This window comes from Acidimicrobiales bacterium, from assembly GCA_041394245.1.
Taxonomy (GTDB): Bacteria; Actinomycetota; Acidimicrobiia; order Acidimicrobiales; family Aldehydirespiratoraceae; genus JAJRXC01.
Genome location: JAWKIR010000002.1, coordinates 2,536,282 through 2,549,604 on the forward strand (window position 1 = coordinate 2,536,282; position 13,323 = coordinate 2,549,604).

The 13,323-nt window shown below is 68.6% G+C and carries 13 protein-coding genes; 9 read left to right on the forward strand and 4 right to left on the reverse strand.

The genetic code is table 11. From position 1 onward, the window contains the following. The first annotated feature begins 71 nt into the window (after positions 1-71). The 6 genes from purH (at position 72) to R2707_12680 (ending at position 8,140) form a co-directional block, all read left to right on the forward strand. Positions 72-1,607 carry a bifunctional phosphoribosylaminoimidazolecarboxamide formyltransferase/IMP cyclohydrolase gene (gene purH, locus R2707_12655; protein ID MEZ5245941.1) on the forward strand — a complete coding sequence of 512 codons (1,536 nt, stop codon included), beginning with the start codon at positions 72-74 and terminating at the stop codon, positions 1,605-1,607. Positions 1,608-1,614: 7 nt separating this feature from the next. Then, positions 1,615-2,337 carry a lysophospholipid acyltransferase family protein gene (locus R2707_12660; GenBank protein MEZ5245942.1) on the forward strand — a complete coding sequence of 241 codons (723 nt, stop codon included), beginning with the start codon at positions 1,615-1,617 and terminating at the stop codon, positions 2,335-2,337. Positions 2,338-2,408: 71 nt separating this feature from the next. Beyond that, the gene (locus R2707_12665) at positions 2,409-3,260 is read left to right on the forward strand and encodes a methylenetetrahydrofolate reductase (GenBank protein ID MEZ5245943.1); all 852 of its coding nucleotides are present in this window, start codon (positions 2,409-2,411) and stop codon (positions 3,258-3,260) included. Between the two features lie 39 nt (positions 3,261-3,299). Next, positions 3,300-4,496, forward strand: a complete 1,197-nt coding sequence (icd, locus tag R2707_12670) for an NADP-dependent isocitrate dehydrogenase (GenBank protein ID MEZ5245944.1) — start codon at positions 3,300-3,302, stop codon at positions 4,494-4,496. A 42-nt stretch (positions 4,497-4,538) separates the two neighbouring features. After that, on the forward strand, positions 4,539-6,314 hold the full coding sequence (locus R2707_12675; protein MEZ5245945.1) for an ABC transporter ATP-binding protein: 1,776 nt from the start codon (positions 4,539-4,541) through the stop codon (positions 6,312-6,314). Continuing rightward, positions 6,311-8,140, forward strand: a complete 1,830-nt coding sequence (locus R2707_12680; GenBank protein ID MEZ5245946.1) for an ABC transporter ATP-binding protein — start codon at positions 6,311-6,313, stop codon at positions 8,138-8,140. Before R2707_12675 ends, R2707_12680 begins: the two co-directional genes overlap by 4 nt. Here R2707_12680 and R2707_12685 read toward each other — a convergent pair. Then, positions 8,086-9,321, reverse strand: coding sequence for a glycosyltransferase 87 family protein (locus R2707_12685; protein MEZ5245947.1), 1,236 nt, complete (start codon positions 9,319-9,321; stop codon positions 8,086-8,088). The two genes, R2707_12680 and R2707_12685, sit on opposite strands and share 55 nt — an antisense overlap. A 151-nt stretch (positions 9,322-9,472) precedes the next feature. Between R2707_12685 and R2707_12690 the strand changes: the two genes are divergently transcribed. Next, positions 9,473-10,459 carry a malate dehydrogenase gene (locus R2707_12690; protein ID MEZ5245948.1) on the forward strand — a complete coding sequence of 329 codons (987 nt, stop codon included), beginning with the start codon at positions 9,473-9,475 and terminating at the stop codon, positions 10,457-10,459. Between the two features lie 34 nt (positions 10,460-10,493). Next, entirely contained in the window at positions 10,494-10,847 is a 354-nt protein-coding gene (locus R2707_12695) for a helix-turn-helix transcriptional regulator (protein MEZ5245949.1), read from the forward strand. On the opposite strand, the gene R2707_12700 is transcribed toward R2707_12695, so the two are convergent. Both R2707_12700 and R2707_12705 read right to left on the reverse strand, forming a co-directional pair. After that, positions 10,800-11,432, reverse strand: coding sequence for an ATP-dependent Clp protease proteolytic subunit (locus R2707_12700; GenBank protein MEZ5245950.1), 633 nt, complete (start codon positions 11,430-11,432; stop codon positions 10,800-10,802). The two genes, R2707_12695 and R2707_12700, sit on opposite strands and share 48 nt — an antisense overlap. Continuing rightward, positions 11,429-12,040: an ATP-dependent Clp protease proteolytic subunit gene (locus R2707_12705; GenBank protein MEZ5245951.1), complete on the reverse strand. Its 612-nt coding sequence runs from the start codon at positions 12,038-12,040 to the stop codon at positions 11,429-11,431. Before R2707_12705 ends, R2707_12700 begins: the two co-directional genes overlap by 4 nt. A gap of 84 nt (positions 12,041-12,124) precedes the next feature. Here R2707_12705 and R2707_12710 point away from each other — a divergent pair, with 84 nt between their 5' ends. Further along, on the forward strand, positions 12,125-12,964 hold the full coding sequence (locus R2707_12710; protein ID MEZ5245952.1) for a DNA-formamidopyrimidine glycosylase family protein: 840 nt from the start codon (positions 12,125-12,127) through the stop codon (positions 12,962-12,964). Here the strand turns inward: R2707_12710 and R2707_12715 are convergent. Then, positions 12,957-13,313 carry an SCP2 sterol-binding domain-containing protein gene (locus tag R2707_12715; protein MEZ5245953.1) on the reverse strand — a complete coding sequence of 119 codons (357 nt, stop codon included), beginning with the start codon at positions 13,311-13,313 and terminating at the stop codon, positions 12,957-12,959. The genes R2707_12710 and R2707_12715 overlap by 8 nt on opposite strands. Between the last annotated feature and the right edge of the window lie 10 nt (positions 13,314-13,323).

Below are 13,323 nucleotides of genomic sequence, written 5' to 3' on the forward strand. Positions count from 1 at the left end.
GACCCTAGCTGCATGGCATCGATCACGCCGGGAACGTGTGATCCGTGGGCGCTTTGCTAGGTTCGGCCGTGATGTCGACCTCGCCAGAATCCCCGCGCCGTGCCCTGCTCTCCGTCTTCGACAAGGCGGGGATCACCGACCTCGCGGCCGGGCTCGTCGAGCTCGGCTGGGAGCTGATCTCGAGCGGTGGCACCGCCAAGGTGATCGCCGAGGCCGGTCTCCCCGTCACGGACGTGGCCGACCACACCGGCTCGCCGATCATGCTCGGGCATCGGGTCGTCACGCTGCATCCGCGGATCCACGGCGGCATCCTCGCCGACCGCGACGACCCGGAGCATCGGGCCGACCTCGAAGCCAACGACATCGACCCGATCGACCTCGTGGTCGTGAACCTCTATCCCTTCCGCGACGAGCCGGGCATCGAGATGATCGACATCGGCGGGCCCACGATGGTGCGGGCCGCGGCCAAGAACCACGCTCACGTCGGCATCGCCGTCGACCCCGCCGACTACGACGGCATCCTCGCCGAACTCCGAGCCGATGGATGGCTCTCCGCCGCGACCCGGCGACGCCTCGCCCGCGCCGCGTTCGCCCACACCGCGGCCTACGACGCCGCGATCGTCACGTGGATCGACGAGACCGAGGAGGAGCCCGAGACGCTGCCGCCCACGCTGCACCTCGCCCTCGAGCGGACCGATGTGCTCCGATACGGCGAGAATCCTCACCAGTCCGGCGCCCGCTATCGCACGATCGGCCAGACGAGCATGTGGGACGACGTCGTCCAGCACTCGGGCGTCGCCCTCAGCTACCTCAACCTCTTCGATGCCGACGCGGCCTGGCGTCTCGCCCACGATCTGGGTGACCAGCCTGCAGTCGCCATCATCAAGCACGCCAACCCGTGCGGCGTGGCGATCGGCGACGACCTGGCCCGCGCCTACCAGCAGGCCTTCGAGTGTGACAGCCGCAGTGCCTTCGGCGGCATCGTCGCGACCAACCGGGTCATCGACCTCGAGACGGTCGAGGCGATGGAGGCCGCAGCGCAGGCCGACGTGGTCATCGCCCCCGGTTATGCCGACGGTGTGATCGAACGTCTCATCGCCAAGCGCAAGAACACGCGATTGCTCACGGCGACACCGCCGACCGCGCCGCACGGACTCGAGCTGCGCCAGATCGGCGGCGGCTATCTGGTGCAGGACGCTCACCACTTCGCGTCGATGCCGAGCGACTGGCAGGTGGTCACCCGACGCCGACCGACCGAGCAGGAGATGGCCGACGCAGCCTTCGCGTGGCGGGTTTGCGGGCATGTCACCTCGAACGCGATCGTGCTCGCCAAGGACGGCGTCGCGTGGGGGATCGGCGCGGGGCAGCAGAATCGGGTCGAGTCCGGCGAGATCGCCGCATCGAAGGCCGACGGCCGGGCCAAGGACGGTGCCTGTGCGAGCGACGCCTTCTATCCCTTCCCCGACGGCATCGAGGCCGCAGCCGACGCGGGCGCGGCGATCATCGTGCAGCCGGGAGGGTCGGTCAACGACGACAAGACGATCGCCGCGGCCGACGCCCGCGGCGTGGCGATGGTGTTCACCGGCGAACGTCACTTCCTCCACTAGGGCGATCATGGCGGCGAACGACGACAAGGCGGGGCCGGCGGCCAAGGCCGAGAAGGAGCCGCGCAGCTTGGAGTGGGCGGTAAGGGTCGGGAAGCAGCGGTCCTCCCTGCGCTTCTATCGCGCCGTTCACCTGTTCATCCGGGTCGTCATCTTCCGGTGGGTGCGCACCGAGGTCCACGGGGCCGAGAACCTCGACCTCGACGGACCGGTCATCATCGCCCCGGTGCATCGTTCGAACCTCGATGCGCCGCTCGTGGCGGCCGCGGGTTCGCGGCGAATGCGAGCGCTCGGGAAGCAGTCGCTGTTCGTCAACCCGGTCAGCGCGTGGGTCTGCGCCGCCCTCGGTGCGATTCCGGTGCGTCGCGGCGAGGCCGATCGTGACGCGATGCGTTCGGCCCGTGCGATCCTGGATGCCGGCGAGATGATGATCGTGTTCCCCGAGGGGACCCGCCAGAGCGGCGATCGGGTCGCCGGGGTGTTCGACGGCATGTCGTACCTCGCCTCGAAGACGGGCGCGATGATCGTCCCCGTCGGCATCGGCGGAACGGAGAACGCCTTGCCCTCGGGAGCGAAGTTCCTGCATCGGTGCCGCACCGCGGTCGTGGTGGGCGAAGCGATTCCGGCGCCGGAAGGTCGGCTGAGTCGACCTGCGTTGGCCGCGTTCAGCGAGAACGTCGGTGCCCGTCTGCAGGACGTGTTCGACGAGGCCAACCGGCTCGTTTCGTCCTGAGGCGTTGCCGTTGTGTGAAAGGGCCGAACTTCCCATTCCCGTGCGCCTGCCAGGGCGTACTGTGGGGCCCCATGACCGCGATTCGTGATCTGCTCGATCGAGGCCGCACCCTCTCGTTCGAGTTCTTCCCCCCGAAGACCCACGAGGCCCAGGCGAAGCTGCGGGACACCGTCGATCTTCTCGAGAAGCTCGAACCCGATTTCGCGTCGGTCACCTATGGCGCCGGCGGCAGTACCCGAGATACAACGCGCGACACCGTGCTCGACCTCATCGAGCACCGGTCGTTCCCGGCGATGCCGCATCTCACCTGTGTCGGACACAGCTACGCCGAGGTGCTCGAGCTGATCGAAGACTACCAGGCGCACGGGGTCCACAACATGTTGGCGTTGGCCGGCGATCCGCCGGAGGACGGCAGCCCCAATCCCGGCGACTTTCGCTACGCCATCGAACTCGTCGAGACGCTGCGCGAGCACACCGACATGTGCGTCGGCGTGGCCGCGTTTCCCGAGGTCCACCCGCGATCGGCGTCCCGGGCCGACGACCGGGCCCGGCTCGCCGAGAAGCTCGACGCCGCCGACTTCGGCATCACCCAGTTCTTCTTCCACTGCGACGACTACTTCCGCATGATGGACGAACTCGCCGCGCTCGGTTGCGACACCCCGGTGCTTCCCGGGGTCATCCCGGTCGTGAATCCGGTCAGCGTCCGTCGTTTCGCAGGGATGAACGGCACGGCCGTCGACGAGGCGCTGTGGGCCCGCCTGGAGGCCGCGGCGGACGGCGACGAACGCATCGAGGTCGCGGTCGACGCGGCGGTCACACAGATCGAACGTCTGCTCGAAGGGGGCGCCCCCGGTGTGCACCTCTACACGCTGAACCAGCCGGACGCGACCATCAGGATCTGCGAGCGCATCGACCTCGGCTGAAGCCTCTCGGGTTCGGGTTTGCAGGGTAAGGTCAGCCGCATGGCTGACAAGATCACGATGCAAGACGACGGCACGCTGGCCGTTCCCGACAACCCGATCATCCCATTCATCGAGGGCGACGGAACCGGGGTCGACATCTGGCCGGCCGCCAAGCTGGTGCTCGACGCCGCGGCGGGCAAGTACGGCAAGACCATCGAGTGGAAAGAGGTCCTCGCCGGCGAGAAGGCCTTCAACGAGACGGGCGACTGGCTGCCGCAGGCGACCATCGACGACTTCAACGAGTACCTCATCGGCATCAAGGGTCCGCTCACCACCCCGATCGGCGGCGGGTTCCGGAGCCTCAACGTCGCGATCCGCCAGATCATGGATCTCTACGTCTGCCTGCGCCCGGTGCGCTGGTTCACGGGCGTGCCGTCGCCGGTGAAGGAGCCCCAGCTCGTCGACATGGTGATCTTCCGTGAGAACACCGAGGACATCTATGCCGGGCTCGAGGTCGAGGCCTTCACTCCCGAGGCCAAGAAGATGCGAGAGATGCTGCTCGATGCCTTCGGATGGGAGATCAAGGAGGATTCCGGCATCGGTGTGAAGCCGATCTCGAAATCCGGCTCGCAGCGCCTCCAGCGCGCCGCGATCGAATACGCCGTCAAGCGTGGCCGCACGCGTGTGCACTGGGTCCACAAGGGCAACATCATGAAGTTCACCGAGGGCGCGTTCCAGAAGTGGGGCTACGAGCTCGTGCGTGAAGAGTTCTCCGACGTCGCCGTCGGCTGGGACGACTGCGGCGGCGACCCCGGCGACAAGATCCTGGTGCAGGACGCCATCGCCGACATCGCCCTCCAGCAGGTGCTCACCCGGCCCTCCGAGTTCGACGTCATCGCCACGATGAACCTCAACGGCGACTATCTGTCCGACGCGCTCGCCGCCCAGGTCGGCGGCATCGGCATCGCACCCGGCGCCAACATCAACTACGTGACCGGCCACGGCGTGTTCGAGGCGACCCACGGCACCGCGCCGAAGTACGCGGGGCAGGACAAGGTGAATCCGTCCTCGGTCCTGCTCTCGGGTGTGATGATGTTCGAGCACCTGGGTTGGCAAGACGCCGCCGACGACATCATCCGTGCCGTCGAGGCCACGATCGGCGACAAGGTCGTCACCTACGACTTCGCCCGGCTGATGGACGGAGCCACCGAGGTCAAGTGCTCGGAGTTCGCGAGCGCCATCGTCGACCGCCTCTAGAAACCCGCGGGGGCTGCCCCGCAGGCCCGATACCGTGTCCGCGTGAGTGACCTCGTAGGGGCCCGCTCCGATGGGGGCGACGACGAACATCTGTGGCGACGGGGCGGTCGACTGATCGCCCGGTCGTTGCGCGCCCATCCGTGGCCCCATGCCGCGGCGATGCTCGGCGCACTGCTCTACGTGTTCGCCGCAGTCGGTGGCGCCTGGGTGCTGCGGGCGATCACCGACGATCTGATCATTCCGGCGTTCGAGGACGGCAGCGTCGACGGTGGTGACGTGTGGGCAGCGGTGATCGCCCTCGTGGGCATCTCGCTCTTTCGCGGTGGCACGGTGGTCATGCGCCGTCTGTTCCTGTCGATGGCGGAGAACCGCACCCAGCGGGACTGGCGCAGAGCCCTGCTCGGCCACTATCTCGAGGTGCCGCTTCGGTTCCATCGATCGAAGCCGACCGGTGAACTGTTGGCTCATGCCGACATCGACCTGGTGCAGGCGACGATGGTGCTCAAGCCGATGGCGTTCTCGGCGAGCGTCGTCCTGCTGGTCCTCGTGGCGCTCGTGAGCATCCTGATGATCCATTGGACGCTGGCCGTCATCGCCGCGGTGCTGTTCCCCGCCCTCGTGGTGCTGAGCCGCATCTACACCGCGAAGGTCGAGGGTCCGGCGGCGCTCGCCCAGCAACGGGTGGGTGAGGTCTCGGCGGTCGCGCACGAGAGCTTCGACGGCGCCCTCGTGGTGAAGACCCTCGGTCGCCAAGAGGATGAGGTGCAACGCCTGTACGAGGCGTCGGATCGGCTGCGTCAGGCCCGCATCCACGTGGGTCGCCTGCGGGCGAACTTCGAGCCGGTGATCGACGCCCTGCCCAACGCCGGCATCGTCCTGCTGATCCTCACCGGAACCTGGCTGATCTCGACCGGCGACGCCACCCCGGGTGACGTCGTGCTCGCGGCGACCCTGTTCGGCCTGTTGACCACGCCGTTGCGGGTCTTCGGGTTCTTCCTCGAGGAGATGCCGCGTTCGGTCGTGTCGCTCGAACGGGTCGATCGCGTCATGGCCTACCCGGTCGAGGCCCGCGGCGGCCGAGGCGGGCTGGCAGAGAAGCCGCTCGACGTGGTCGTCGACGGACTGTCGGTCCGCTACGGCCAGCACGAGATCCTGTCCGACGTCTCGTTCACGGTCGCCGCGGGGGAGACCCTCGCCGTCGTGGGGGCGACCGGGTCCGGCAAGACGACCCTGGTCGAGTCGATCGTCGGCCTGCTGGATCGTGAGCGGGGCAGCGTCCGTATCGGCGGCGTCGACGTCGAGGATCTGTCGCCGGAGGAGTTGGCGGCGCGTGTGGCGCTCGTGTTCCAGGAGGCGTTCCTGTTCGCCGAGTCGATCTCGGAGAACGTCGGCATGGGCCGTGCGTCGGCATCCGACGTCGCCGGTGCGCTCGCCATCGCCCGGGCGACGGAGTTCGTCGACGCGCTCCCGCAGGGCACCGACACCGTCGTCGGTGAACGGGGCCAGACCCTGTCCGGCGGACAGCGCCAGCGCGTCGCCCTGGCCCGGGCGCTCGCCCGCTCGCCGCGGCTGCTGCTGCTCGACGACGCCACCAGCGCGGTCGACCCGCTCGTCGAAGCCGAGATCCTCGACAATCTCCAACGCGAACTCGACACGACGCTGATCGTCGTCGCTCATCGGATCTCGACGATCAAGCTCGCCGACCGGATCGTCTATCTCGACAAGGGTCGCGTCGTGGCGACCGACACCCACGCGGCCCTGTTGCAGCGCGACGACTATCGGGCGCTCGTCACCGCCTACGAAGCGGAGGCGACATGAGCGCTCGCGGCCTGTCGCCGGAGTCGGAGGATCCCGTATCCCTGCTCGATGACGACGTCGTCCCCGACGTGTCGGCGTTCCAGGTGCTGCGGCGGGGTCTCGCCATCAGTCCGGAGCTGCGGACCGGGCTTCGCGTCACGGTCGTGCTCGCCCTGGTCGCCGCGCTCGGCCGGTTGGTCATCCCGATCACCATCCAGCAGGTGCTCGACCGCGGTGTGCTCAGCGACGAGGGCTATCGGCCCGGCTTCGTCTGGGCCGTGTCGGCCGGCGCGATGCTGATCGTGATCGGCGTGATGATCGCGAGTCGCATGGCCCAGATCCGATTGGTCATCGCGGCCGAGGCGGTCCTGCTCGGCCTGCGGACCCGGGCCTTCGACCACATCCACAAGCTGAGCCTCGCCGACCACAACGAGAGCCGGCGCGGCGTGCTCGTCAGCCGGGTGACCTCCGATGTCGAGTCGCTCGCCCAGTTCACCCAGTGGGGCGCGATCAGCTGGGTGATCAACTCGTCGATCATCACCGGCGCCCTGGCCGTGATGCTCGTCTACAACTGGCAGCTCACCCTCGTGGTCATCGTCTGCCATCTCCCGCTCCTGCCGTTCCTCAAGTGGGTGCAGAAGCGACAGTTCAACGCCTACAGCCTCGTACGCACCCGCGTGGCGGAGACCCTCGGCCAGACCTCGGAGGCCGTCACCGGGGCCCCCGTCATCCGCGCCTACGGCTACGACGGACCGGTGCGGGCCCGCCTCGACGACGCGATCGACAACCAGTACCGGTCGCAGATGCGGTCGGTGGTCTGGTTCGCGGGGTTGTTGCCGGTCGTCGACTTCTTCTCCTCACTGTCGCTGGCCGCGGCCGTCGGGGTCGGCGTGTGGTACTCCGACGTGGTCGACGTCGGGGTCGGTGAGCTCGTGGCGTTCCTCTTCCTCGTCAACCTCCTGTTGAACCCGATCGCCGAGCTGGGCGAGGTGCTCGACCAGACCCAGACGGCACTGGCGGGTTGGTGGAAGATCCTCCGCGTGCTCGACGTTCCGATCGCGGTCGAAGAACCCGAACTGGGCACCCACCTGCCGAGCGGACCTCTGGCGATCACCGTCGCCGGCGTCGGCTTCCGCTACCGGACGGGCGAGCAGGTGCTCTACGACGTCGATGTCGAGATCCCCGCCGAGACCAATGTCGCCATCGTGGGGGAGACCGGGAGCGGCAAGACCACGTTCGCCCGGCTGCTGGCTCGCCTCGCCGATCCGGTCGGAGGGGTGGTGACGATCGGTGGGCTCGACCTGCGATCGGTCGACCCGGCGTCTCGTCGCGCCGCGATCCGGATGGTCCCTCAGGACGGCTTCCTGTTCGACACCACGATCGAGGAGAACATCCGCTACGGACGCATCGGTGCGACACGCGACGAGGCCGAGGCCGCGATCGAGGCACTGGGACTCACCCAGTGGCTGTCGGGCCTGCCGCTCGGCATCGACACGCCGGTCGGCGAGCGCGGTGGTCGACTCTCGGTCGGTGAGCGGCAACTCATCGCTCTGGCCCGCGCCCAGGTCGCCGATCCCGGACTCCTCCTGCTCGACGAGGCGACCTCCGCGGTCGACCCCGAGACCGAGGAGGCCCTCGCGTCGGCCCTGGCGCGTCTCGCGATCGGGCGGACGACGATCTCCGTCGCTCATCGGCTGTCGACCGCCGAGCGGGCCGATCTCGTGCTCGTCTTCGACGCCGGTCGCATCGTCCAGAAGGGGCACCACGACGAACTCGTCGCGGTCGACGGGATCTACCGGGGACTCCACGAGTCCTGGATCGGCAACACGCGCAACTCCTCGGCCTGACGGGACCGGCGCAGGAGAGTCCACGCCGTCGCCGCGAACGCGGCCACGACGACGACCGCGAGCGGCGATCCGCCGGCCGCGGTCTTCGCGAGATGCACCATGCCGACGGCCCATGCGAGGGCGACGATCCTTCGGTCGATGCGGCCGCGGTCGAAGAGGACCAACACGGTGAACACGAGGAGCGAGCTGTCGTAGTAGATCGTGTGGGGGCCGATCAGGAGCAACCCGGCGGTCGTCACCGCGATCCGCTCGTCGAGCTCCAGAGCACTGCGCCACCAGGTCCACGCCAATGTCGCGACGACCGCTGCCGACACGAGGCCGCCGACGACGAGCGCCGTCTTCGACTCGGTGCCGAGTAGCGAGTGCAGGAAGCCGATGGGGGCGATCTCGTTGAGTGCGTTCACTTCGGCGTCGGCCTCGAGCAGCGGTCGGACCTCGCGCAGCCAGGTCGTCAGCCACGCGGGCCCGAAGAGAAGTGCGTTGACCGACCAGACGCCCACCGCGCCGACGCCGGCGGCACCCACGGCCCGCCAGTGGCGACCGAGGAAGAGCAGACCGATGATCGGAAGGGCGTACTGCGGTCGAAAGAGCAGTGCCGCGGCGGCGAGCCCCGCCACGAGCTCGCGGTCGGTGGCGAGGCTCCGCCAGATCAGGGCGACGAGGAAGAGCGTGCACGCGGTGTTCTGGCCGCCACCGATGCCGACGAAGACGGGATACGACGTGAGCGTCGCCGCGAGGGCGAGGGGGAAACGCCGGTCGATCACCGAGATCATGGGCCGGAGCAAGTGGAGCGCACCGACGAGCAGACCGACCATCACGAACGTGTGGACCACATAGGCGGCTCGGTACGGGAGCCGGGCCAGGACCGAGTACGCCCCGGCGACATGCGGGGCGTACGGGAACATGATGAACCCGTCCTCGTCGCCCAGGAGACCCTCCTGGGCGGCCGCCTGGGTGGTGGGATCCCACAGGTCGTCGATGTGGCCGTCGGCGACGATCGTGCCGGCGGAGTAGAACGCGGGGAAGTCGCCGCCGACCCGGCCCGATGCCGTGTCGGAACCGTCACCGCTGATGATGACGAAGACGAAGGCGGCGGCCAGCGCGAGGAGGAGCGCCTTCGGGTAGAGCGTCAGGCGGCGATCGAGATCGGCCGAATGCGGGCTCGGCGCGGGAGCAGTCATGGTCGCCACACCCCCCAATCGGCCGACCGACGGGTCTGGTTGAGGAACGCCTGGGGCGAGGGGGCGTCCGCGACGCCCGAATCGTCTGATCGGTCTCGATCTCGGCTACCGTTCTCGACGGTTTGCGTACCATCGCCTTCGGAGAAAAATCATGAACGAGCCCGTTCGCGTCGCCGTCACCGGCGCCGCCGGTCAGATCGGCTACAGCCTCCTCTTCCGCATCGCCAGTGGCTCGATGCTCGGCCCCGATCAGCCGGTCATTCTCCAGCTGCTCGAGATCCCGCCCGCCATGGGTGCACTCGAGGGCGTTGCCATGGAGCTCGACGACGGGGCCTTCCCGCTGCTGGCCGGCATCACCCAGAGCGACGACCCGAACGCTGCGTTCGACGGCGCCAACATCGCCATGCTCGTCGGTTCGCGGCCCCGTTCCAAGGGCATGGAGCGCAAGGACCTGCTCGAGGCCAACGGCGCCATCTTCACCGTCCAGGGCAAGGCCCTCAACGACAACGCGGCCGACGACATCAAGGTCCTCGTCGTGGGCAACCCGGCCAACACGAACTCGCTCATCGCGATGAACAACGCGCCCGACATCCCCGACGCCCGCTTCACCGCGATGACCCGCCTCGACCACAACCGGGCCAAGGCGCAGCTCGCCCAGAAGCTCGGTGTCACGGTCAACGACATCACCAACATGACCATCTGGGGCAACCACTCGGCCACCCAGTATCCCGACCTGTTCCACTGCAACGTCAACGGCAGCAACGCTGCGGAGGCAGTGGGCGACCAGGACTGGCTCGAGAACACCTTCATCCCGACCGTGCAGCAGCGCGGCGCGGCCATCATCGAGGCCCGTGGATTGTCGTCGGCGGCGTCCGCCGCGTCGGCCGCCGTCGATCACGTCCACGACTGGGTGCTCGGGTCCGCAGCGAACGATTGGGTCTCGATGGCGATCCCGTCCGACGGCAGCTATGGCGTGCCGGAGGGACTCATGTCGTCGTTCCCGGTCACCTGCAGCGGCGGCGAGTACTCGATCGTGCAGGGGCTCGACATCGACGAGTTCTCCCAGAGCCGGATCGACGCCACCGTCGCCGAGCTCGCCGAAGAGCGCGACACGGTGCGCGAGCTCGGTCTGATCTGAATCCCGCCCGCTCGCAGCGTTAGCATCGGGTTCCATGGCCGACTCGTCGAGTGCCGCGAACGAACCCGAAGCCGCGCCGCGTCACGACGCCGACATCCTCGAGTTCCCCGGTGGCGATCGCACCACGCGCCTGCGTGACGTGATCGGCGAGGTGCTGCGGGAGGAACGGCATCGTCAGGGGCGCACGCTCGCCGACGTCGCCGATGCCGCGGCGGTCTCGGTGCAGTACCTCTCCGAGGTCGAGCGAGGCCGCAAGGAGGTCTCCTCCGACGTGCTGCACGCGATCCACCAGGAGTTGGGGATCGATCTCGGCGAGTTGCTCGACCGTTCGACTCGGCGGCTACGCCCGCGGGCGCAGCACCGCGGTCCGGTCATGCTCGCCGCCTGAACCGACGAGGACCCGGTCGGCGATCCCATACGCGACCGCCGCTTCGCCGGCGAGGACCAGGGCCCGATCGGTGTCGGCGCGGACATCGTCGGCCGAGCGTCCGGTGTGGTGGGCGAGCAGCCCCTCGGCCTCGGCCCGCACGCGGGCCAACTCGGCCGCCTCCAGCGCGAGATCGCTCAGCGATCCGCGGCTGCCCTCGGCGTGGGGCTGGTGGAGCAGCACCCGGGCGTGCGGCAACAGTGCCCGCTTGCCCGGCGCGCCGGCGGCGAGGAGGATGGCAGCTGTCGATGTGGCCTGGCCCACGCAGAGCGTCGCCACATCGCAGGCGACGAACTGCATGGTGTCGTAGATCGCCATCATGGCGCTGAACGACCCGCCCGGTGAGTTGAGATAGAGGTTGATGTCGGCGGTGGCGTTGTCGGCTGCGAGATGGAGGAGCTGGGCGACGATCACATTGGCGACGCCATCATCGATCGGGGTGCCGACGAAGACGATGCGCTCCGAGAGGAGACGGCTGTAGATGTCGGACACGCGCTCGCCCCGAGCCGTCGACTCGACGACGGTGGGGATCGTGTAGGAGGTCATCGGCCACTCCCGACGAGTCCGACGCGCCGGGTCGGCCGGGCGGGCACGATCTCGGCGAGCGTCGTCACGACATGGTCGACGAAGCCGTAGTCGCGGGCCTCTTCGGCGGTGAACCAGCGGTCACGGCCGACGTCCTCGACCACCCGGTCGAGGGGGTGGCCCGTGTGGCGGGAGATGATGCGCCGCATCCGCTCGAGCGTCGCTTCGAGATTGGCCGCCTGGATCTCCACGTCGGCCGCCGACCCGCCCAGACCGGCCGACCCTTCATGCATCACGACCTGGGCGTTCGGAAGTGCGTAGCGCTTCCCGGGCGCGCCGGCGCAGAGCAGGATCTGTCCCATGCTCGCCGCGAAGCCGACCGCCACGGTGGCCACGTCGTTGGGGACGAGCTGCATCGTGTCGTAGATCGCGAGGCCGGCCAGGACGGAGCCTCCCGGTGAGTTGATGTGCAGGCAGATGTCGCTGGCGGGGTCGTCGTCGGCCAGAACGAGGAGCTGGGCGACCACGCGGTTGGCGCTGGCGTCGTCGACTGCTTCGCCGAGCACGATGATGCGCTGCTCCATGAGACGATCGCCCACGTTCGGCCCGGACGGGAGTGTGTGGTTCATGGGCCGAGTGTGGCGGCTCGCGACCGCCCCCGGAGCCGATTCTGCTGCAGGCAGAACCCGTCGGCGACGCATAGCCTGGCTCGCATGCCGGAGTTGCCGGAGATCAAGGCGCATGCCGAACGACTCGCCGAGAACTGGATGGGCGCGGAGCTCGTGGGGTTCCGCCCGCTGCATCTCACTGCGCTCAAGACCTATGCGCCTCGGCCCGAGGAGGCCTACGGGCTCATGCTCACCGGCACGGGGAATCGGGGCAAGTACCTCTACCTGCGTTTCGGCGAGCAGCTGACGTTCGTCGTCCATCTCATGCAGGGCGGGCGACTGCGGCCCGACGCGAAGAAGGCGAAGAAGCCCCGCGGTGGTATGGCCCGCTGGGAGTTCGCCGACGGCGGTGCGCTCCTGCTCACCGAAGCGGGGACCGAGCACAAGGCCGGGGTGTGGCTGGTGGAGGGAGACCCCGACGTCCAGCAGCCGGTCGACCATCTCGGGCCCGACGCCGACACGATCAGCCGCGAGCAACTCGTCGTCGCGCTGCACTCGGAGAACACCCGGGTGCACGGCTTCCTGCGCGACCAACGGCGCATCGCCGGCATCGGGCGGCTGCTGTCGAACGAGATCCTCTTCCACGCCAAGCTCTCGCCGTTCGCCATGACGAAGAAGCTGGCCGATGCCGACATCGATCGCTTGGAGGCGAGCATGAACGAGGTGATCGCGCGCCACCTCGAGTTCGAGCGCTCGCTCGACGACATCGGGAGGTCGGCCGATCGCCCCAGCGCCGTGCACCACCGGATCGGGTTGCCGTGCCGGGACTGCGACGACGAGGTGCGATCGGTCGAGTACCGGCGCTACACGGTCGCCTACTGCCCGACATGTCAGACGAACGGGAGAGAGCTCGCCGACAACACGACGAGCAAGTTCCTCAAATAGCAGCGCCGAGCAGTTCCGCGATCTCGTCGAGGGCGCCACGGTGCGAGATGAGCACGTCGAGATCGCCGCCGATCCTCAACGCACCGTCGAGAAAGGCGCGTTGGGCCGAAAGGCGACCGGCGTGGATCGCTGCCGCGGTCTCGAACGAACTGGTCAGCGTGACCGACGGGTCGGCTGCAGGCCCGGCCGCGACCCGGGCGACGCCGTCGGCGAACGCAACGTGCCACGAGATGGGCGAGGGGCCGGTGATGCGCTGTTCGATGGTGAGCCGGATGTCGGCGTCGATCGTGGCCCCGGCCGCAGCGCGGGTGAGGTCGTCGATCCACTCCTGAGATGCGAATGCAGCCACGTAGGCAGGC

Bases quoted from the DNA above. Each gene is read 5' to 3' on its own strand.
- purH (MEZ5245941.1), top strand. From the start codon at position 72: ATGTCGACCTCGCCAGAATCCCCGCGCCGTGCCCTGCTCTCCGTCTTC.
- R2707_12660 (MEZ5245942.1), top strand. From the start codon at position 1,615: ATGGCGGCGAACGACGACAAGGCGGGGCCGGCGGCCAAGGCCGAGAAG.
- R2707_12665 (MEZ5245943.1), top strand. From the start codon at position 2,409: ATGACCGCGATTCGTGATCTGCTCGATCGAGGCCGCACCCTCTCGTTC.
- icd (MEZ5245944.1), top strand. From the start codon at position 3,300: ATGGCTGACAAGATCACGATGCAAGACGACGGCACGCTGGCCGTTCCC.
- R2707_12680 (MEZ5245946.1), top strand. From the start codon at position 6,311: ATGAGCGCTCGCGGCCTGTCGCCGGAGTCGGAGGATCCCGTATCCCTG.
- R2707_12685 (MEZ5245947.1), bottom strand. From the start codon at position 9,321: ATGACTGCTCCCGCGCCGAGCCCGCATTCGGCCGATCTCGATCGCCGC.
- R2707_12690 (MEZ5245948.1), top strand. From the start codon at position 9,473: ATGAACGAGCCCGTTCGCGTCGCCGTCACCGGCGCCGCCGGTCAGATC.
- R2707_12695 (MEZ5245949.1), top strand. From the start codon at position 10,494: ATGGCCGACTCGTCGAGTGCCGCGAACGAACCCGAAGCCGCGCCGCGT.
- R2707_12700 (MEZ5245950.1), bottom strand. From the start codon at position 11,432: ATGACCTCCTACACGATCCCCACCGTCGTCGAGTCGACGGCTCGGGGC.
- R2707_12705 (MEZ5245951.1), bottom strand. From the start codon at position 12,040: ATGAACCACACACTCCCGTCCGGGCCGAACGTGGGCGATCGTCTCATG.
- R2707_12710 (MEZ5245952.1), top strand. From the start codon at position 12,125: ATGCCGGAGTTGCCGGAGATCAAGGCGCATGCCGAACGACTCGCCGAG.